We start from the raw sequence: 20,933 nt of genomic DNA on the forward strand, positions 1-20,933 counted from the left end.
GAAGAGCAGTCGAGCATGGCTCGACTCTACAGAAGCCGGGATCGCATACTACAGATGCAACGCGATCGCCGCTTCAATCTGCTGCGGCGACTGGAACCCGGCCAGGCGCGTGCGTTCGTCGCCGTCACGGAACAGGGACAGCGTCGGCGTCTGCCGCAGCCCCAGTTCCCTGAAGAACGCCTCGCCCAGCACCTCCAGCTGCACGCGCAGCAAGGTGGTGCCCTGCCCCGCCACGCTGTTGGCCACCCGGTGCAGCGACATCTCCAGCATCCGGCACCCCGGGCACTGGTCCTTGTGGAAGTCCACCAGCACCCGCGGGTGTTCGGCCAGCAGCTGCTGGAACTGCTCAGGTGTGGTGGCGTCGATGATCTGCATCGGTGTTGCTCCAGTAATGGGCCAGGACCGCATCGGTCCAGGACTCGATGGCCGCGGCATGGCGTTCGCCATGCGGCATCTGTTCGATCTCCAGCGGCGGGTAGTCGCTGTGGAAGTAGCGGATCAAGCGGTGCACAGCGCCACAGTAGTATTCCTGCCCCCACTGGGTCTCACCGGTGCCGAACACCGCCAGCTGCCGTGGCCGCTCGCCGCGCTCGGCGATGCCGGCCACCCACGCCTTCATTTCTGCCGGCGTGCGGCCGGCGTTGTCGGTCCAGCAGCCCAGCAGCACCAGGTCGGCCTCATCGGCGGCCAGAGGCGGTGCCTGCCGCAGGTCGTCGGCCTCCTGCCAGTGCACCGCGTGGCCCGCTGCGCGGCAACGCTCGGCAATCTGCCGGCCGAGCTCGCGGGTATTGCCGCTCAGCGAGGCCACCACCAGCAGGATGCTCAGCGCCGCGCCGGGCTCAGAGGTCGTCGAAGCCGTTGTCGACGTTGGTCTTCTTGTAACTTGCATTGCGCATCTCGAAGAAGTCGGTCTTGGTCTCGGTGAAATTGTCGGCGTAGGCCTTGATCCACGGCATCACGTTGTCGGTGGTGTCGCTGTACAGGCGCTCGATGCCGAGCATGCCGGCCATCTTGTTGGCGCGGTACTTCACGTAGCGCGTCATTTCCTCCACATCGATACCGTCGATGCCGTCCAGTACTTCCGACGACCACTGGGTTTCCAGTTCGATGGCGTGCTCGAACGCCTGGTGCACATACGCGGTCAACTCGTTGGTCTGCAGTTCCGGGTTCTCGCCGATGATGGCGCGGATCAGCTCGCTGATGAACTTGGTATGGGCCAGCTCGTCGCGGTTGATGAAACTGATGATCTTGCCGGTGCCGGTCATGCGGTTCTGCCGCACCATGTTGTAGAAGTACGCAAACCCGGAATAGAAGTTGATGCCCTCCAGGATCGAGGACTGGATCAGCGATTTCAGCAGCGTTTCGGCGGTCTTCTCGCGCATGAAGTCGTCATACGCGCCCATGATCGGTGCGTTGCGCTTGATGATGGTCGGATGGGTGCGCGCCAGTTCAAACACGCGGTTCTGGTTCGGCAGGTCGGTGATCGAGGCCAGCACGTAGCTGTAACTCTCGTTGTGGATCACTTCCTGCTGCCCGATGATCGCCGCGTTGGCATGCGCGGCCGGGTCGGTGATGTACTCGGCGACGTTGTAGATGAAACGGGTCTGCGGTGAATCGAGCGTGGCGAGCAGGCCGATGATCGAATCGTAGGCGTTCTTTTCGCGCGCGTTGAGCTCGCCGTACTGGCGGGCATCAAGCTTCATGTCGACCTCGTCGGGAATCCAGAAGTTGGTCGACAGTTCCTTGTAGGCCCGATAGAACGACGGGTACGGGATGTCGTTCCAGTTGAGGATGCCACTGGTACGGCCGTTGATGATGCCGGTGCTGCGATTGGGATGGCGCGGTTCGAGGATCTTGATGCGGTCGAGAGGAGTTGCCATGGTCTTACCTGCAGGGGTAGCGCCGAGCCATGCCCGGCGGAATATACGATTCCCGCGCGGTGCGCTCGCCGGGCATGGCCCGGCGCTACCGTGCGGTGCGCGCGCCGATCAGCTGGAGCACCACTCGCATTCGCTGATGTCGATGTCGTTGGAGCGCACGTAGTAGGTGGTCTTCAGGCCTTCGCGCCAGGCACTCAGGTGCAGCTCCAGCAGCGTGCTGGCGCGGATCGTGCTGGGCACGTACAGGTTGAAGCTGATCGACTGATCGACATGGCGCTGGCGGCGGGCGTTCTGGCGCACGCTGGCGAACTGGTCGACCTTGTAGGCACCCTTCTCGTAGTACGGCCAGGTTTCCAGCGACAGCCCCGGTGCTGCCACCGGCCGCCGGAAATCCTTCTTTTCCTCGTAGTAGAAGGCGCTGTAGATCGGGTCGATCGACGCGGTGGAACCGGCAATCTGCGCGGTGCTCATGTTCGGCGCGACCGCCAGCAGCCAACCGTTGCGCAGGCCGTGCGTGGCGACCTCGCGGGCCAGGCTGTCCCAGGCCGCGCCGCTGTAGTCGCGGTCACGGAAGTAGCGCCCGTTCTGCCAATCGCTGCCGGCGAACATCGGGTAGCTTCCCTTCTCCTTCGCCAGCTGCATGCTGGCCTGGATGGTCAGGAAGTTGATGCGCTCGTACAGGCGGTCGGCCAGCTGTTCGGCATCCGGCGATTCCCACTGGATCGCCTGCTGCGCCAGCAGGTGATGCCAGCCGAAGGTGCCCAGACCGATGGCGCGGTACTTGCGGTTGGTGATGGTGGCCTGTGGCACCGGCAGCGCGTTGAGGTCGATCACGTTGTCGAGCATGCGCACCTGGACCGGGATCAGGCGCTCCAGTACATCGGTGGCCAGCAGGTCATCCGGTGCACTGATCGCACGACCGAGGTTGATCGAGGACAGGTTGCAGACCACGAAGTCGCCGGCGCGGCGCGTGGTGACGATCTGGTCGCCGCTGACGATCTCCTGGATCATCCGCGTCGGGCTCATGTTCTGCAGGATCTCGGTACACAGGTTGCTGGAATAGATCATGCCCGCGTGCTTGTTCGGGTTCCGGCGGTTGACCTCGTCGCGGTAGAACAGGAACGGGTTGCCGGTCTCCAGCTGGCTGAGCATGATCCGCTTGAACAGATCGATGGCCTTCACCGTGCGGCGACTGATGCGCTCATCGGCCACCAGCTCGGCATAGCGGTCGCGGAAGCTGCCCGCACCGCGCGTCTCATCGTAGAAGTCCTGCAGGTACCAGCCCTTGGCCTGCTTCACCTCGTGCGGGTCGAACAGGTACCAGTCGGCACGGCGCTCGACCGCTTCCATGAACAGGTCGGGCACGCAGACCGAGGTGAACACATCGTGCGCGCGCAGGCGCTGGTCGCCGTTGTTGAGGCGCAGGTCCATGAAGGCCTCGATGTCGCGATGCCAGATGTCCAGGTACACCGCCACCGCGCCCTTGCGCTGGCCGAGCTGGTCGACCGACACCGCGGTGTTGTTGAGCTGCTTGATCCACGGCACCACGCCACCGGAGGAATTGGGCACGCCACGGATCGGCGCGCCGCTGCTGCGCACATAGCCCAGATAGGCACCAACGCCGCCGCCGTGCTTGGACACGCGCGCGATGTCGGTATTGGAGTCATAGATGCCCTGCAGGCTGTCGTCCACCGTGTCGATGAAGCAGCTGGACAGCTGGCCGCCGACCTTGCCGGCATTGGCCAGCGTCGGCGTGGCCACGGTCATGTACAGGTTGGACAGCGCCCAGTAGGCCTCGCCGACCAACTGCATGCGCCGCTCGCGCGGCTTTTCCTCCTGCATCAGGTACAGCGCGATGGTCAGCCAGCGCTCCTGCGGCAGCTCATAGACCTCGCGGCTGCGGTCGCTGGCCAGGTAGCGCGTGGCCAGCAGGTACAGGCCGTTGTAGGCGAACAGGCGGTCGCGTTCCGGGTCGATCATCTCACCGGCCTGCTGCAGCTCTTCCTTGGAATAGCAGCGCAGGATGTCGTTGCTGTAGATGCCACGGTCGGCGAGGCTTTCCTGCAGGCCCACGTAGGAGCCGTACTTCAGGCTGACATCGTAGAAGCGGTTGCGGCTGGCACGCTTGTACAGGCGGCGCAGGTAGATGCGCGCGGCGAACTGCTCCCACTCCGGCGCGACCAGGTCCACGCGCGATTCGGCCTCGCGGATCAGCAGATCGACCAGGTCGTCGGCGCTGATGCTCGGCTTGCGCTCGACCATCGCCTGCACCACGCGGCGGTAGTCGCTCACATCCAGCTGCGGGAACTCGGCATGCACCGCATCGATGCTGCGCTGCAGGCGCTCCGCATCGAACGGCAGGCGGCGGTTGCCGGCTTCCTTGGTGATCCAGGTCGGCACGCGCTCGCCACCAGCACGCAAAGCGTCGCCGGCGCCGGCCAGATCGGCCGCGCGGTAGGTGTTGTCGGTCATGGTCCTGCGTCTCCAGGCTCGCACGCACGGTGGCGCCGATGCCGTGGCAGCCCTGCACGCGATACCGGCGCACGGGGCGATCGGGGTGGGATGCCAAAGCGCGGGAACACCAGGTCGTCGGCATGCGCCTGCGCCTGCGGCCGGTATCCGGGCCGTGGGGGCGACCTGTGTCCGCACGATGGCGGCCGCGTCGACACGGCAAGCCTTCAGGGGCGGGCCGCGGGACGTTTGCTGCATGTCCGGCGGCGGCGGCTGGCCGGGAGTGACGGCCACAACATAGTGGGGATATCCCGAGCCGTCAACACAAGATGCGGTAATCACGACATGACGCGACGATCCGTCGCAGGATGCCGTGTTGCAGTGGCGACGCCTTGTCGACACCCCCAGCGTCCCTAGTTCGATACAACATCCACTTTCCCCGGAACATCGCCCATGCGCGCTGCCCAGTACCCCTCCTTCGGCAACCCGGCCGACGTCCTCGCCATTGCCGATGCCGCCCTGCCCGAGCCCGGCCCCGGCGAGGTGCGCATCCGCACCGTGCTGGCGTCCATCCACAATCACGACCTGCTGACCGTGCGCGGCCTCTACGGCTACAAGCCGACGCTGCCGGCCATCGGTGGCAGCGAAGCGCTGGGCGTGGTCGATGCGCTTGGCGAAGGCGTCGACGGCCTGCAGATCGGCCAGCGGGTTGCCGCCGCTTCGGTGCATGGCACCTGGGCCGAAGCGTTCATTGCACCGGCACGCATGGTGATTCCAATGCCGGACGCGATCCCCGACGAAATGGCCGCACAGCTGATCGCGATGCCGCTGAGCGCGCTGATGCTGCTGGAGTTCCTGCACGTCGAGCCGGGCCAGTGGATCGTGCAGAACACCGCCAACGGCGCGGTGGGCAAGTCGCTGGCGATGCTGGCGCGGGCGCGCGGCGTGCACGTGGCCAACCTGGTGCGCAACGCCGATGCCGTCGCGCAGCTGCAGGCGCTGGGCATCAATCACGTGTTCGATACCTCGGTGGACGGCTGGAAGGATCGCGTGCGCGCCGCCACTGGCGAAGCGCAGGCGGCGGCTGCGGTGGATTCCATCGGCGGTGATGCCAGTGGTGATCTGGTCGACCTGCTCGGTCACCACGGCACCCTGGTGTCGTTCGGGGTGATGAGCGGCGAGCCGATGCGCATTCCCGCCGGCGGCCTGATCTACAAGGAAGCTACGGTGAAGGGCTTCTGGGGCAGCAAGGTCAGCCAGGCGATGGCGGTGGAGGACAAGCGCCGGCTGGTTGGCGAGCTGCTGAAGCGTGCCGCCAATGGTGAGCTGACGCTGCCGGTGGAGCAGGTCTTCGCACTGGACGACATCGCCCAGGCGGCGAAGGCCGGTGCGGGTTCGGGCCGCAACGGCAAGGTGCTGCTGCGGCCTTGATGGGCTGGCATTGCCTTCTGTAGAGCCGAGCCACGCTCGGCTGCTTTCCGGTCAGTGTGCGGAGCCGAGCGTAGGCTCGGCTCTACAGGGGCGTGCGGACCAACGGTCCGCACCCACCGCAGCACAGACCGCCCCACCGAGGTCACGGGCTTTCGTTAAGAACCTGTGATGTATAACTGAATGCGCTTTCGTCATTGGAAGGCGCACATGCCTGCGTGCGGTACTGACGGCTCCTCCCCCGTTCGGCGTTGTCGCTTCCATGTACCGCACCACCCTGAACCTGCTTGCCGGCGCGGTCGCGCTGGGCCTCACCGCCGGCGCTGCCGGCGCCGCTGAAACCGCCGATTCCGGCAGGGACAGCACCACCCTCGGCACCGTGCTGGTGACCGGCTCCAACATCAAACGCAGCGACACTGCCGGGCCCAACCCGGTGCAGATCGTCAGCCGCGAACAGATCGAGCAGACCGGCCGCTCCACACTCACCGACGTGCTGCGCAACCTGTCGGCCAACGCCGGCAACAGCTTCGACGAGCAGTACACCGGCAGTTTCGCTGCGGGTTCCGCTTCAATCGGCCTGCGTGGCCTTTCGCCGAAGAACACACTGGTGCTGGTCAACGGCTATCGAGTCTCCAACTTCGGCTTCGCGCTCAATACCCAGGACACCTTCGTCGACCTCAACGCGCTGCCGATCAGCGCCGTCGAACGCATCGAAGTGCTGAAGGACGGTGCCTCGGCGGTGTACGGCTCCGATGCCATCGCCGGCGTCATCAACATCATCCTGCGAAAGAACTTCCAGGGCGTGGAAGTCGGCGGCGGCTTCGGTACCGCCACGCAGGGCGGCCTGGACGAGCGCAAGGCCAACCTGCTGGCCGGCTTCGGTGATCTGGAGCAGCAGGGCTGGAACGTGCTGTTCGGGCTGGACCTGCTCAAGCGCGACCGCCTTGATGGCGATCACCGCGCCTATACCCGCAGCGGCGACTTCCGCGACAAGCCCGGTGGCCGCCTGGCCGGCTGGTCCACCGCCGGTGGCAACTGGCTGAGCAACCCGCGTGCACCGCAACCCTTCAGCCCCTGCCCCGATGGCAGCCAACTGCGTCCGTACAGCGATTTCGGCAGCACCCTGCCCGGCCAGGCCTGCGCCTTCAACGCGCAGCCGTTCAAGACCCTGCAGCCCGGCGCCGAGCGCCTGCAGGCTTCACTGAGCGCGACCTACCGCTTCAATGACAGCGTCGAGGCGTTCGCCGATGTGCTGTACAGCCACAACAAGGCCGACCAGATCTTCAGCGCGCCGTTGACCGTCGGACCCGGCCTGCGCGCGTACAACCCGGCTACCGGCACCCTGATCGACGTGCCGGCGGTGCTGCCGGTCGGCCATCCGAATAATCCGGGCAGCACGCCGCTGCCGTTCGAGTACACCTTCTTCGATCTCGGCCCGCGCCTGAAGGACAACACCCAGGTGTTCTACCGCGCCCTGGCCGGCGTGCGTGGCAGCGGTGAGCGCTGGGACTGGGAAGTAGCGGCACTGACCTCGCAGAGCGCGCAGCGCGAGTACGTCGACAACTTCGTCAACCGCTACGCGTTCGAGCAGATCCTGCGCGATGGCAGCTACAACTTCCTCAACCCGTCCAGCACGCCGGGGGCGCTGGATGCCCTGCGCCTGCAGACCAAGCGACCGGGCTGGTACAAGCTGCACGCGTTGAACGTGAAGGCCTCGACCTCGCTGTGGGAGCTGCCGGCCGGTGCGGTCGGCTTCGCCTGGGGCGCCGAGTTCCGCAAGGAATCGCTTGATGCACGAACCAGTGCGCAGGTACTGTCGGGCACCGAACTGCGACCGGCGATCAATGTGGTCAACGGCGAACGCCAGGTCAGCGCCGCCTACGCCGAACTGAGCGTGCCGCTGCACCGCACGCTGGAACTGCAGGTGGCCGGTCGCGGCGACCACTATGATGACTTCGGCAAGGCGTTCTCGCCGAAGGTGGCATTGCGCTGGCAGCCGCTGGACAGCCTGCTGCTGCGCGGGTCGTTCTCGCGTGGCTTCCGTGCGCCGTCGCTGCCGGAGATCGCGCCGGGCCAGACCGTCAGCTACGGCTCGGTGATCGATCCGCTGGATCCGCTGCAGCCCGGTGGCAGCCGTGGCGTGACCAACATCCGCACCGGCAACCCGGACCTGAAGGCCGAGCGCTCGCGCAACTTCAACGTCGGCGCGGTGTGGTCGCCGGATGGCGACACCAGCATCGGCCTGGACTGGTATCGCATCGAGCAGGACAACCTGGTCAAGCCGGACAGTGCGCAGTTCATCGTCGACAACCCGACGCTGTTCCCTGGTCGCGTGCAGCGCGATGCACAGGGGCGCATCCAGTTCATCACCAACCAGTACGCCAACCAGGGGGAGCTGACCACCGCGGGGCTGGACCTGGACGCCAACCGAACGTTCCGCACCGACGGCTGGGGAAACTTCACCGTGGCCGGCAGCTGGACCCACCTGCTCAGCTTCAAGCAGCCGCTGGTGGCCGGCCAGGCGCCCTACGAGGGAGCCGGCAACAACCGCCATGGCGCGCTGCCGCGTACGCGCGGCACCACCTCGCTGAACTGGGCGGTGGGCAACTGGAGCAGCACGCTGAGCCTGCAGTACGTGAGCGGCTACGACCAGCGCGTGGCGACGGCGACCAGCAACCCGGGCCTGCGCGACCGTATCAAGCCGTATCACCAGCTGGACCTGTACGTGGCGTACGAAGGCATCGCCAACACCACGTTGTCGCTGTCGGTGCTGAACCTGACCGACAAGGACCCGCCGTTCGACCCGGCCGGTGGCTCCAATGGCTTCGACATCAGCCAGTACAACCTGCGCGGGCAGTTCGTCTCACTGGGTGCGCGCTACCGGTTCTGATGGGGCAAAGGGGTGTGCGGACCAACGGTCCGCACCCACCGAATCAGCGGCTCAGGTGCAGGAACTGCAGGTGCCGTTCGTACTGGCTGATGATGTCGTTGATGATCTGCTTGCGGCTGTAGCCGACCAGGTCGTAGTCCTGGCTGCCTTCGTACAGATGCACTTCGGCGCGGTAGTAGCGCTGGTTGCGCAGCTGCTGTGCGGCGAACGAAGGCGTCAGGTAGCCACTCAGGATCACCCGGTACAGGAAGTCCTGCTGCTCGCCGTGATTCACGGTCAGCTCCATGTCGCCGGCCTCGAAGCGCGTGGCCACATCCCAACCCTGCCCTCGCAGCTGCTCGGCCACCGCCTCCATTGCCGGCTTCACGGTGTCGTCCATGAAGCGGTAGACCTGGTCGCGCACCGGGAAATGCATGGCCTGGCTCAGGCGCTGGCGCCAGCCCTGATGGTGGCGGTCATCGCCGATCAGCGGCGAAGGCCGGTATTGCTGCGCGCGCTTGCGATGCGACTCATCGCTGAAGGCGCGGGTCAGGCCCCACATCATCAGCAACAGCACCGCCGAGAACGGCAGTGAGGCCAATACCACCGCCGATTTCAGTGCGTCGATGCTGCCGGCCAGCAGCAGCCCGGCGGTCAGCACCGCGATCACCGTGCCCCAGAACACGCGCAGCCAGCGCGGGCCGTCGTCCTCGGGCGCACCGCCATGCGAGGACAGCGTGGACAACACCACCGCCCCCGAATCCGCCGACGTCACGAAGAAGATGAAGCTGACCAGCACCGTCACCGCGATCACCGTGCGGCTCCAGGGGTAGCCATCGAGCAGTGCATACAACACCGTCGGTGGGTCATCCACCGCCAGCTGTGCCAGCTGCTGCTGGCCGTGGTGCAGTACTTGGTCCAGCGCGCTGTTGCCGAAGATCGACAGCCACGCCAGGGTAAAGCCGAGCGGGATCAGCAGCACGCCGAACACGAACTCGCGGATGGTGCGGCCACGCGAGATGCGGGCGATGAACAGGCCGACGAACGGCGCCCAGCCGATCCACCAGGCCCAGTAGAACACCGTCCAGCCGCCCAGCCATTCCGGTCGGCCGCCATAGGCGTACACGTCGAAACTCTTGCCGACCACGCTGCCGAGGTAGTCGCCCAGGTTCTGCATCAGCGTGCTGAGCAGGTACTGGGTGGGGCCGGCGCACAGCATGAACAGCACAAGCGCGATCGCCAGCAGCATGTTGATGTTGGCCATCCAGCGCACGCCCTTCTCCACGCCGGAGACGGCCACGGCCACAGCCGCGCCCATCATGCTGACCACCAGGATGATCTGCACCAGGTTGGAGTGCGGGATGTTGAACAGGTGCGACAGGCCTGCATTGAGGTGCAGCACGCCGAAGCCCATGTCGGCGCCGATGCCGAACACGGTGGCGACAATCCCCAGCGCGTCCACGGTGTAGCCGATCGGGCCATTGATGCGCTTGCCGATCAGCGGGTAGAGGGCCGAACGCAGTGCCAGCGGCAGATTGTGCCGGTAGGCGAAGTAGGCCATCGCCATCGCCGCCAGTGCGAACACGCCCCAGCCATGCAGGCCCCAGTGCAGGAACAGCAGCTGCATGGCCTGGCGCGCACCGGCCTCGCCCGCAGCCGGGTCGCCCTGCGGCGGCTGCAGGTAATGGGTCAGAGGCTCGGAGACGCAGAAAAAGAACAGCGTAATGCTGATGCCGGCGGCAAACAGCATGCCGGCCCAGGAGAGATAGCTGAACTCCGGCTCGTCATGGTCCGCGCCGAGCTTGATGCCGCCATACTTGGACAGCGCCACGCCGACCACGAACACCAGGTACAGGGTCATTGCCAGCAGGTAGTACCAGCCGACATTGAGGGCGGCCCAGTCCTGCGCCTTGACCAGAAGGCGGCCCGCACCAAGCGGGAACAGGCTGACGAACAGCGCGAACGCCACGACAACGATCGCCGCGAAGGCGAACACAGGTCGAAGGGTGCGCACCGGGGATTGTTGCGGCTCCAATGCTTCCATGGGGCGGCGTTCTCCGGTAGATCAAAGGGTTAGCCGACCGATTGTGGCTGAACCGCAGTGGACAGAGCATGAAGTTGCGGCCTGCGGTCACAGGCCCGGTGCACCATTCCGTGTTATCACGCGCGCGCCGAAGCGTGCCGGCGAGCGCCGCCGCGCGCGGACCGCGTGCATCGCGGCCACGCGCGAACTGTCCAATCACGACATCACATGCACCGCGCACAGCTTGTTGCCATCCGGATCGCGCAGGTAGGCCAGGAACAGCTGCCGCCCGGCCATGTTGCGGATACCGGCGGGGTCTTCGATGGCAGTGCCACCGTGGCTTACGCCTGCGTCCTGCCAGCCACGCACGGCCTCGGGACTGTCCAGGGTGAAGCCGATGGTGCCGCCATTGGCGTGGCAGGCCGGCTCGCCATCGATCGGTGCGGTGACGATGAACATGCGGCCATCCTTGAAGTACACCAGCCGGCCCTTGTCATCGAAGACGCCCGGTCGTGCGCCCAAGGCGGTGAACAGGGCATCGTAGAAGCGATGCGCGACGTCCATGTCGTTGGTTCCAACGGTGATGTGGCTGAACATGCGGGCACTCCTTGTGGAAAGCCGCAGTGTCGGCGAGCGCAACGGGCATCGCAAATGCACGCCTCCGGCCTGCTGCTGCGTGCGCAGGGTTTGTCGTACACCGCCCGATCACACTATAATGGGAATCATTCTCATTAATGATCGATGCCAATGGCCGTGCCCGCCGCCTCCAGCACCGCGCTGGCGGGGTTCTACCGCGAACACCATGGCTGGCTGCTGGGCTGGCTGCGCCGCCGCACCCACAACGCCGATTGCGCCGCCGATCTGACCCAGGACACCTTCGTGCGCCTGCTCAGCCGTCGCGTCGATCCGTCCGAACTGCGCCTGCCGCGTGCCTATCTCAGCACCATCGCGCACGCCCTGCTGGTCAACCACTGGCAGCGCGCGGACCTGGAGCGCGCCTACCTGTCTGCCCTGGCCGCGCAGCCAGAGCCGGTGCATCCATCGGCGGAAGAACGCATGCAGGCGCTGCAACTGCTGCATGCCATCGCCGACATGTTGTCCGGCCTGGCCGAGCGGCCACGCCGTGCGTTCCTGCTGGCACGACTGTCTGGCCTGGGCTATGCGGAGATCGGCCAACAACTGGGCGTGTCCGAGCGCATGGTCAAGAAGTACATGGCGCAGGCGATGCTGCATTGCCTGCGCCTGTCCGGCGATGCCACGGCATGAACGCGGCACTGGCCAGCCCGGCGCTGGAGCAGGCGGCAGAGTGGTTCGCGCTGCGCCAACAGGGCTGGAGTGACAGCGACCAGCAGCGCTGGCGCGCATGGCTGCACGCCGATGCCCGTCATGCCGATGCGTGGCGCCGGGTCGAGTCGGTCTGGCAGTCCTTTGCTCCCCTGTCGGCACCGGCTGCTGCCACGGCGCTGGATGCCGCAGGCCGTCGCCGCCGGCAAGCTCTGCGCGGCCTCGGTGGCGCGCTCGGTATCGGCGCGGTTTCACTGCTGGGCCTGCATGGCCTGCGGGCACAACGCGGCCTGCAGACACAACGCACTGCTGCCGGGCATACCGGGCGCTGGATACTGGCCGATGGCAGCCAGCTGTGGCTCAATGCAGGCAGTGAAGTCACTGTCGACATCGGCAGCGGCCGCCGCGCCCTGCATCTGCTACGCGGCGAACTGCTGCTGCAGACCGGCCACCACCCCGCCCATGCCGGCCTGCCCTTGACCGTGCACGTGCCGGGTGCACGCCTGCAGCCGATCGGCACCCGCTTCGCGGTCGGCCGCGAGGCGCAGGGCAGCCGCTTGGATGTGTTCGAGGGCATGGTGCGCTGCCTGCCGCTGTTCGGCGCGGCGCTGGACGTGTCTGCCGGCGGGGCGGCACGAATCGGCCCGATGGGTGGACTGTCGACGGTCGATGCCGATCCACTGCGTGGCGACTGGCAGGACGGCCGGCTGCAGGTGCAGCACGCACCCTTGATCCGCGTCATCGACGAACTGGCCCGCCACCACCAGGGCTATCTGGGCTGTGATCCGGCGCTCGCCGCATTGAATGTCACCGCCGTACTGCCGCGCCTGGACAGCCTGCAGGCGCTGCAACTGCTGGCCCGCGCCCTGCCGATCCGCATCGAGCAGCGCTGGCCGTGGTGGACCGTCGTGCGTCCGCTTTGAAAGCGCGGTTCCCTTTCTGCGCGCTCACCGGGCACTACAAGGGAACCCATTGCGGATGTTGCCGCCCCCATGAAACTGCCCTGCCCCTCCCCTCGTCCCCTGGCCATCGCCTTGTGCATGGCCTTGGCGGCCCCCTGCCTGCTGCCTGCCACGGTCCATGCACAGGACACCGCTGCCGCCGTTCGCTGGCAGATTCCAGCCGGCCCGCTCGATCAGGCCCTGACCGCATTCGGCCAGCAATCGGGCCTGTCCATCGCCGCCGACGCGCGCCTCACCCGCGGCCGCCACAGCAACGGCGTGCAGGCCACGCTCGGCACGGACGCCGCATTGGCGCAGCTGCTGGCCGGTACCGGGCTGGCCTTCCAGCGTGATGCCAATGGCGTGGCGCTGCAGGCGGCCCCCGACGCTGAAGCCGGCGTGCGCCAGATCGGCACCCTGCGCGTGGCCGGCCAGGCCAGCGAAGGCGCTTCGCCCTGGGGGCTTGCCGATGCCGATGCGGTCTACCGTGACAGCGGCTCCCGCGTGCATCTGGACCGCCAGCAGCTGGAGCGTTTCCGCGGCCAGTCGATCGGCGATGTGCTGGCCGGTGCAGTCGGCGTGCATACCGGCGACGTGCGCAACGGCGGCGCACTGGACGTCAACATCCGCGGCCTGCAGGGCCAGAACCGGGTGCCGGTGATCATCGACGGCGGCCAGCAGGCCATCGACGTTTACCGCGGCTATGCCGGCGTGCAGCAGCGCAGCTATCTCGACCCGGACCTGATCAGCGCAGTCAGCATCGAGAAGGGGCCGAGCCTGGCCGCCAACGCGGCCAGCGCGATCGGCGGCGTGGTCTACATGGAAACGCTGAATGTCGATGACATCCTCGACGACGGCCAGGCCTGGGGACTGCGGGTGCGCGGCGGCGTGGCTGACAACAGCATCGACCGCACGCGCGTATTCAAGCAGGTGGCACGTGGCAGCGAGAACCGCAACAGCCTGCGTGACCCGCGTGACTGGAATGGCAGCATGGCCTTCGCCCAGCGCGGCGAAGACTGGCAGCTGATCGCGGCCTATGCGCGGCGCCGCCAGGGCAACTACTTCGCCGGCAGCAACGGTGCACATCGCTACGACGACCAGCACCTGTCCAGCGGTGGTACCGGCATGTCCAGCCAGGCGGTCTCGGACATGTACCACCCGGGTGATGAGGTGCTCAACACGCACACCGACAACGAATCGGCGCTGCTGAAGTTCACCTGGACGCCCAACCCGGACCAACGCCTGGAGCTGAGCCACCGCTACTTCAATTCGAGCTTCGGCGAGATCATGCCGTCGGCGATCGGTCGCGTGGGCGAGTCCAACGAATGGGTGACCTACGTGGACAAGGCCAACACCATGTTCCAGTTCGAGCCGGGAAAAATGCGGGTCAACGCCACCTCGCTGCGCCACCGCTACCGGCCCGAGGCACATCCCTGGCTGGATCTGAGCAGCACCCTGTGGTTCACCACCGCCACCAGCCGCATGTTCAACAGCAACATCGCCAACACGCCGCTGTTCAAGGACGTGCCCAACGACCAGATGCCTGACACGCTGGGCGAGACCTACGGCCCCGGCCTGCAGTCGGACGTGAAGACCCAGCGCTGGGGCGTGGACAGCAGCAACACCACGCGCTTCAGCAATGGCCTGGGCGACTGGACGCTCCGTTATGGCGCCGCCTTCCAGCACGAGGACACCGCACCGAACTCGCCGGTGCTGCCGTTGGACTACAACAACAACCGCTACCTGCGCTCGGGCACGCGCCGCGAGGCCAGCGCGGTGGCGTCGCTGCAGTGGCAGCCGTGGGACTGGCTGTCGCTGACCGCCGGCGGCCGCTTCATCGACTACCGCACCCGCGACCGCAACCACGTCGCCTTCGTCAGCGAATCGCGCGACCTGCGCTACACCTTCGCGCGCCTGAGCAAGGGTGGCCAGCTGCTGCCGGGCTGGTACAAGGAGTGGTATCCGGATGCACAGGGCAACTACACGTATGACTCGCTGCGTGCCACGCCCTATGGCGACAGCACGCTGGGCCAGGCCTATGACTTCGATGGCTTCATTCCCGATCCGCGCGGTGCCAACGGCTTCTACACCAAGCAGATTCCCACCGCCTGGAGCTACAAGCCGGCGATCCGGCGCTCCGGCCACGGCTTCGCGCCGTATGCCGAAGCACGCTTCAACCTCGACACGGACATGTTCTTCTACGTGAAGTACGCGCAGGGCTGGAAGATGCCCAGCCTGTTCGAGTCGACGCTGGGCAACAGCACCTCGGCGCCGGTGGCTGACCTGAAGCCGGAGAAGAACCGTTCCTGGGACATCGGCTTCAGCCTGCTCAAGCAGGACCTGTGGCGCGACGGTGACCGCCTGGCGTTCAAGGTGGCCTGGTTCAAGAACGATATCGACAACGCGATCACCCGTCGCTTCGATTCCAGCAACTGGGCGTTCTACGTCGACAACGTCGACAACTACACGGTGTCCGGCTACGAGCTGCAGTCCGGTTATGACGCCGGCATCGCCTACCTGGACCTGTCGGCCAGCTACTACCAGCGCGCGCGCACCTGCGATGCGGCCACCGCCAAGCGCCTGCGCGAAGACCCGTATGCGAAGTGGAGCAAGCTGGACACCACGCCGGACTGCGTGGACGGCGGCTTCGGCACCTCGTTCGTCAACGCACAGAACCCGCCCAAGTACTCGATCCACAGCACGCTGGGCTTCCGCCTGTTCGACAAGCGATTGGATACCGGCATCCGCCGCACCTACAACAGCGGCCCCACCCACGAACTGGACAAGCCGTGGAACACCACCGGTTCGACCGGCCTGCAGAACATCTACCTGCCGACCGCGATCTATGACTTCTATGCACGGTGGCAGTTCACGCCGCGAAGCGAAGTGGAGCTGGTGGTCAGCAACCTGCGCAACACCTACTACATGGACACGCTGGCGATGAGCCTGATGCCGGGCCCGGGTCGCACCACGCGGCTGAACTTCACAGCGCGCTTCTGAGTGCTGCAGAAACAGCAACGCCCCGGGGAGATCATCCCCGGGGCGCTTGCCTGCGGCGGCTCACGCTCTGGCGGATGCCAACCGTGGCTCTGGTAGGCGCCAACCTTGGTTGGCGCAACGATGCATCACTTCGCGGTACTCAGCAGCAGCACCGCGAAAGTGACCAGCGCGATGCCGACCCAACCAATCGGGCGCAGGCGGTTGCCGAACAACAGGCGGCCGCAGGTGGCAGTACCGATCACGCCGATCGCACCCCACATCGCATAGGCGGTGGCCAGGTCCATGTAGCGCACCGCCTGGCCCAACAGGGCGAAGGCGATCCAGACCATGGCGATCGCGGCGACGCCCCAGCGCCAGCGGCGGAAGCCTTCCGACTTGGCCACCATCATGTTGGCGGCGACGTCGATCAGCGCGGAACAGATCACGAAAAACAGGGCCAGGGTATTCATCAGTGTGCCTCCCCGAGGGTGACGCAGACGATGCCCGCCACCGCCAGCACCAGGCCGGCCAGCTGCTGCAGCGACAGGCTTTCACCGAAGACGGTGAGGCCCACGACGGTCAGCAGGGTCAGGCCAAGGCCTTCCCACACTGCGTAGGCGACGCCCACCGCAATGCGGCGCACCGACTGCGCCAGGAAAAAGTAGGACAGCGCCAGCGCGCCGGCCATGACCAGGTAACCGGTCCAGCCACCATCGCGGGCGGCATGGGCCATGAACGAGGTGCCGACCACCTCGGCGATGATCGCCACGGTCAGGCAGGCCCAGGCGACCAGCGCGCCACGGGCGGAAACAGTACGGGACATGTGAAACTCCTTGCAGGGCGGGGACCGCGCCGCCTCATCAGTGGATCCACGCCGTGCGTGGAGGGTCCGGAACGCCCCGCAGACGGGGGCGACGGAAGCCAGTATCATCGCCTTTTACGGTGGTATCAAAATGGATTCCATCGACAGGAGCGATGGATCAATGCCCTACTCCCCCGAATCCCTGCAGGCCTTCGTGGAAGCCGCGGCGCTGGGCTCGTTCTCGGCGGCCGCGCGACGCCTGCGCAAGACCCAGTCGACGGTCAGCACCGCCATTGCCCATCTGGAAGCCGACCTGGGCGTGAGCCTGTTCGACCGCAGCGGGCGCTACCCGCAGCTGACCGAGGCCGGCCGCCAGGTGCTGGGCCACGCGCAGGAGATCCTCGCGGCCGATGCCCGCCTGCAGCAGTTGAGCGTGCGCCTGGCCGCGCCGGTCGAATCGCGCCTGACCGTGGCGTTTTCCGACGTCTACCAACTGGACCCGGAACAACGGGTGCTGCAACGCTTCGCCGAGGCATTCCCGGAGATCGAGCTGGAATGGCTGGATGCCGAGGGCGAGGACGTGCTGGAACTGGTGAGCAACGGACGCGCCGCGCTGGGCCTGCTGCCACGGCAGGAGTGTTATCCGGATGGACTGATGGCACGGCCGCTGGCGCATCACAGCGAACTGTCGGTGTACGTGGCGCGCGAGCATCCGCTGGCCAGTGCCGGCCGTCGCGCCGCCGCTCAGCTGGCGCGGCACCGGCAGGTACGCTTGAGCGCCGAAGTCGACCAGACGCGCGTGGTCACCGGCCTGGCCTGGACCGCAACCGACTACCTGATGGTGATGGAAATGGCCGAGGACGGCCTCGGCTGGGCCGAACTGCCGCGGGCACTGGTGCAGCGCTACGACCGCGGGCGGCTGGTGGAACTGATACTGCCCGGCTGGCCGCGGCGCATCCACAGCGACCTGCTGTGGCGTCGCGACACGCCGCCAGGACCGGCCGCACTGTGGTGGGCCGACGCGCTGGGGTGAGGTAGTGCCGGCCGCTGGCCGGCAATCTCTTTGTCCCGTGGCTGCCGGCCAGCGGCCGGCACTACCGAACCGATCAGCGATGGGCGAGCGCGTAATCCAGCGCCGAACACACCGCTGCCACCTGCGCGTCGTTGCACTGCTGTGGGGTCGCCCGCGGGCTGTCCGGGTAGACCTCGGTGGTGGTGGTGTACTTCGCGCCCGTAATGCCGGCGCACAGGCCCAGCTTCACCAGCGGGTACTCGATCACGCCATGCGCCACCACCGGCGAACCAATGATCTCGCCCTTGTCGTCAGCCGGCGCGATGTGGGTGACCTTCTCCACCGCAGCGATCACCGCCTGCTGGAACGCTGCCTGCGGATTCTCGCTGTCGTCCACCAGGTAGAAGCCATCCGGAATCAGGCCCGGCTCGAACGGCTTGCCGTCACGCGCGGCCAGCGCCGGGCGGAACTCGCTCTCGTCGCTGTCGGTGGTTTCGTGCAGGTCAATGTGCAGCACGAACTGGCCCTTGATCGGTGCGATCAGCTCGATCAGCGCGGTCGACTCGCGGGCAGGGCCATCGGCGCGGAAGTTGCGGTTCGGATCGATCGCATCGAAGTTCCAGCGGTTGATGCGCTCGAAGCCCCACGGATTCACGCACGGCGCCACCAGCAGGTTGGCCTTGCCGGCATAGTCGGCGGCGTACTTTTCGAGGAACTCCAGCGCGCCCATCACGCCACTGGTCTCGTAGCCGTGCACGCCACCGGTGACCAGCGCGGCCGGCAGCGCCGGGTTCCAGTCGCGACTGCGCAGGGCGAACAGGGTGTAGGTCTCGCCGGCGTAATCGAGCTGGCCATAGGCCACCTTGTCGAAGCGCGAGGCCAGCGTCTCGATGCGCGGCAGCACCTCCTCGTCGTAGCGACGCAGGCGCTGCTGGCGACCGCGCCACGCCTCCCGTTCCGCCGCTCCCCACGGCTGGCCAGGGGTTCCGACGGGGTAGAAGGCGGCTTGGGACATGGCGGATCTCAGCGAGTCAGGAAGCAATCGCCCACTCTACCACCGGGGCATCAGCGTGAACCGGCGGCGCATTCCATTGGCGAATGGAATCAGCAATAATTCTCATTTACGACCTTCCACAACCTGCACAGATGCCCACTCACGCCCCGCAACCGGCACGCCTGCCCCTGGCCGCCGCCCTCGCCCTGTGCCTGTTTCCGGCCGCCGGCGCCTTCGCCCAGGACGGCGCCACCACGCTGGACAGCATCCAGGTTTCCGGCAGTTGGCTGGGCACCGGCCTCCACGACAGCGTGAAGAACTTCGCTGGCGCGCGCACCGTGGTGGACCGTCAGCGCATCGAGGCCAGCGGGGCGGCCAGCATCGGCGATGCCATGCGCCGCATCCCCGGTGTGCAGGTCACCGACAACTCCGGCACCGCAGGCAGTTCGGTGTCGCTGAATATCGGCGTGCGCGGCCTGACCGGGCGCTACTCGCCGCGTTCGACGGTACTGCTGGACGGCGTGCCGCTGGCGGTAGCGCCGTATGGCCAGCCGCAGCTATCGTTCGCACCGACCAGCCTGTCCAACATTGAATCGATCGACGTGGTGCGTGGCGGCGGCGCGGTGCGCTACGGGCCACAGAACGTGGGCGGCATCATCAACTTCAGTACCCGCGCCATTCCCACCGGTGCCGGCCTGCACGGCGAAGCCGGCGTGCGCTACACCGCCTACGACCATGGCGGCGGCGACAGCACCCAGTACAACGCCTTCCTCGGCGGCACCGGCGACAACGGCCTGGGCGCGGCCCTGCTGTACTCCGGCCAGGACGGCCGTGGCTGGCGCCAGGGCAGCGATGACCGCTTCAACGACCTGGCGCTGAAGTTCGCCTACGCCATCGACGCGCAGCAGGAACTACGTGCCAAGTTGTCCTACTACGATGTGCGTTCGCTGACCCCGGGTGGCCTGACCCGCGCCCAGTACGAAGCTGATCCGTTCCAGAACACGCGCCCCACCGATTTCTGGAAAGGCCACCGCACCGGCATCGACCTGGGCTACACCAACACACTGTCGGCCAACAGCGAGTTCGAGGTGTTGGCCTATTACAACGAAAGCACCCGCGCCAGTTCGCTGATCAACGCCGCCAATACCCAGCTGACCGTGCAGCCGCGCGATTACCGTGTGCTCGGCATCGAGCCGCGCTACACCCAGCGCCTGCACTGGGGCGCCAGCGTGCACGACATCACCGCCGGCTACCGCTTCCTGCGCGAGCGCGGCAACGACCGCAGCTACACCGTCACCCGCCGCACCGGCGCGGCCAGCGCCACCAACCGCTTCGACAACGCCACCGACGCCCATGCGTTCTACATCGACGACCGCATCGCGATCGGCCAGTGGCGGATCACCCCGGGCGTGCGCATGGAATGGATCGACATGGACCGCCGCCAGGCCGGTGGCGCGACGACCTTCAGCAGCCGCAACGACAAGGCGCTGCCCTCGATCAACGTCGCCTACCTGCTGACTCCGCAGCTGACCGTGTTCGGCAACTACACCACCTCGTTCGGACCGGTGCAGAACATCCAGCTCAATTCGCAGACCGCCAGCAACCCGCTGAACCCGGAAGTGGCCAGGACCACCGAGCTGGGTGCGCGCTGGCAGGACGGCGCACTGCGCGCGGAGGTGACCGTGTTCAAGATGCGCTTCGACAACCAGATCCTGCAGGTGCCGGGCATCACCCCGCCCACCTTCCAGAACATCGGCGCCACCGACCACAAGGGTGTGGAGAGCGCGCTGGAGTACCACTTCGCCGATGACAGCGTGCTGACCGGGCTGGAGCTGTACGCCAACTACACCTGGACCAAGGCGATCCAGCAGTCCGGTGATAACCGCGGCCTGGACGTGCCTTTCTACTCGCGCGACACCGACAGCGTCGGTGCCCGCTACGCGCTGGCCGGCTGGACCTTCAATGTCTCCAGCACCCACCAGAGCGGCCAGTTCTCCGATGCGGCCAACACCTGGGATGAGACCGCCGACGCGCGCGTGGGCCGCGTGCCGGGCGTGCGCCTGTGGAATGCACAGGTGGCCTGGCAGGTGCCCGGCCTGGGCGACAGCGAGATCGCGCTGGGCGTGAACAACCTGGCCGACAAGCGCTGGTACACCCGCAACGTCGATGGCAACGCTGGCCGCATGGTGGCCGCGCCGCGCACCTTCTACGTGCAGGGCCGCTACCGCTTCTGACGCAGTAACCGCCCGATGCAGTGACGGTGGCGATCA

Annotated in this window: 16 protein-coding genes; 7 read left to right on the top strand and 9 right to left on the bottom strand. The window is 66.7% G+C overall.

The window, feature by feature from the left end:
- Positions 1–48 precede the first annotated feature (48 nt).
- The 4 genes from CCR98_RS12190 to CCR98_RS12205 form a co-directional block, all read right to left on the bottom strand.
- Positions 49–375: a thioredoxin family protein gene (locus CCR98_RS12190; RefSeq protein ID WP_005409967.1), complete on the bottom strand. Its 327-nt coding sequence runs from the start codon at positions 373–375 to the stop codon at positions 49–51.
- The gene (locus CCR98_RS12195) at positions 347–814 is read right to left on the bottom strand and encodes a flavodoxin (RefSeq protein WP_087924188.1); all 468 of its coding nucleotides are present in this window, start codon (positions 812–814) and stop codon (positions 347–349) included. Before CCR98_RS12195 ends, CCR98_RS12190 begins: the two co-directional genes overlap by 29 nt.
- A 25-nt stretch (positions 815–839) precedes the next feature.
- Positions 840–1,880 (bottom strand): ribonucleotide-diphosphate reductase subunit beta, encoded by a 1,041-nt coding sequence (locus CCR98_RS12200; protein WP_087922822.1) that lies wholly within the window; start codon positions 1,878–1,880, stop codon positions 840–842.
- Between the two features lie 108 nt (positions 1,881–1,988).
- Positions 1,989–4,352 (bottom strand): ribonucleoside-diphosphate reductase subunit alpha, encoded by a 2,364-nt coding sequence (locus CCR98_RS12205; protein WP_087922823.1) that lies wholly within the window; start codon positions 4,350–4,352, stop codon positions 1,989–1,991.
- Positions 4,353–4,784: 432 nt separating this feature from the next.
- Between CCR98_RS12205 and CCR98_RS12210 the strand changes: the two genes are divergently transcribed.
- Entirely contained in the window at positions 4,785–5,762 is a 978-nt protein-coding gene (locus tag CCR98_RS12210) for a zinc-binding dehydrogenase (protein WP_087922824.1), read from the top strand.
- 259 nt (positions 5,763–6,021) lie between these two features.
- Positions 6,022–8,649 carry a TonB-dependent receptor gene (locus CCR98_RS12215; RefSeq protein ID WP_087922825.1) on the top strand — a complete coding sequence of 876 codons (2,628 nt, stop codon included), beginning with the start codon at positions 6,022–6,024 and terminating at the stop codon, positions 8,647–8,649.
- Positions 8,650–8,692: 43 nt separating this feature from the next.
- Here the strand turns inward: CCR98_RS12215 and betT are convergent, their stop codons facing one another.
- Together betT and CCR98_RS12225 are read right to left on the bottom strand one after the other, a co-directional pair.
- The gene (gene betT / locus CCR98_RS12220; protein ID WP_087922826.1) at positions 8,693–10,672 is read right to left on the bottom strand and encodes a choline BCCT transporter BetT; all 1,980 of its coding nucleotides are present in this window, start codon (positions 10,670–10,672) and stop codon (positions 8,693–8,695) included.
- Between the two features lie 195 nt (positions 10,673–10,867).
- The gene (locus CCR98_RS12225) at positions 10,868–11,248 is read right to left on the bottom strand and encodes a VOC family protein (protein WP_087922827.1); all 381 of its coding nucleotides are present in this window, start codon (positions 11,246–11,248) and stop codon (positions 10,868–10,870) included.
- Between the two features lie 150 nt (positions 11,249–11,398).
- On the opposite strand from CCR98_RS12225, the gene CCR98_RS12230 reads away from it, so the two are divergent.
- The 3 genes from CCR98_RS12230 (at position 11,399) to CCR98_RS12240 (ending at position 15,876) form a co-directional block, all read left to right on the top strand.
- Positions 11,399–11,917 (top strand): sigma-70 family RNA polymerase sigma factor, encoded by a 519-nt coding sequence (locus tag CCR98_RS12230; protein ID WP_087922828.1) that lies wholly within the window; start codon positions 11,399–11,401, stop codon positions 11,915–11,917.
- Positions 11,914–12,858: a FecR domain-containing protein gene (locus CCR98_RS12235; protein WP_087922829.1), complete on the top strand. Its 945-nt coding sequence runs from the start codon at positions 11,914–11,916 to the stop codon at positions 12,856–12,858. Before CCR98_RS12230 ends, CCR98_RS12235 begins: the two co-directional genes overlap by 4 nt.
- A gap of 69 nt (positions 12,859–12,927) precedes the next feature.
- On the top strand, positions 12,928–15,876 hold the full coding sequence (locus CCR98_RS12240) for a TonB-dependent receptor (protein WP_087922830.1): 2,949 nt from the start codon (positions 12,928–12,930) through the stop codon (positions 15,874–15,876).
- A 125-nt stretch (positions 15,877–16,001) separates the two neighbouring features.
- Here CCR98_RS12240 and CCR98_RS12245 read toward each other — a convergent pair whose 3' ends face one another.
- Together CCR98_RS12245 and CCR98_RS12250 are read right to left on the bottom strand one after the other, a co-directional pair.
- Entirely contained in the window at positions 16,002–16,325 is a 324-nt protein-coding gene (locus CCR98_RS12245; RefSeq protein ID WP_087922831.1) for an SMR family transporter, read from the bottom strand.
- Positions 16,325–16,678, bottom strand: a complete 354-nt coding sequence (locus CCR98_RS12250; protein WP_087922832.1) for an SMR family transporter — start codon at positions 16,676–16,678, stop codon at positions 16,325–16,327. Before CCR98_RS12250 ends, CCR98_RS12245 begins: the two co-directional genes overlap by 1 nt.
- Before the next feature lie 160 nt (positions 16,679–16,838).
- Between CCR98_RS12250 and CCR98_RS12255 the strand changes: the two genes are divergently transcribed.
- Positions 16,839–17,690, top strand: coding sequence for a LysR family transcriptional regulator (locus CCR98_RS12255; protein ID WP_087922833.1), 852 nt, complete (start codon positions 16,839–16,841; stop codon positions 17,688–17,690).
- A gap of 73 nt (positions 17,691–17,763) precedes the next feature.
- On the opposite strand, the gene CCR98_RS12260 is transcribed toward CCR98_RS12255, so the two are convergent.
- Positions 17,764–18,684: a M14 family metallocarboxypeptidase gene (locus tag CCR98_RS12260; protein ID WP_087922834.1), complete on the bottom strand. Its 921-nt coding sequence runs from the start codon at positions 18,682–18,684 to the stop codon at positions 17,764–17,766.
- A gap of 131 nt (positions 18,685–18,815) precedes the next feature.
- Between CCR98_RS12260 and CCR98_RS12265 the strand changes: the two genes are divergently transcribed.
- Positions 18,816–20,897 carry a TonB-dependent siderophore receptor gene (locus CCR98_RS12265; RefSeq protein WP_087922835.1) on the top strand — a complete coding sequence of 694 codons (2,082 nt, stop codon included), beginning with the start codon at positions 18,816–18,818 and terminating at the stop codon, positions 20,895–20,897.
- The last annotated feature ends 36 nt before the right edge of the window (positions 20,898–20,933 follow it).

Origin of the sequence: Stenotrophomonas sp. WZN-1 (assembly GCF_002192255.1) — a bacterium.
GTDB lineage: Bacteria > Pseudomonadota > Gammaproteobacteria > Xanthomonadales > Xanthomonadaceae > Stenotrophomonas.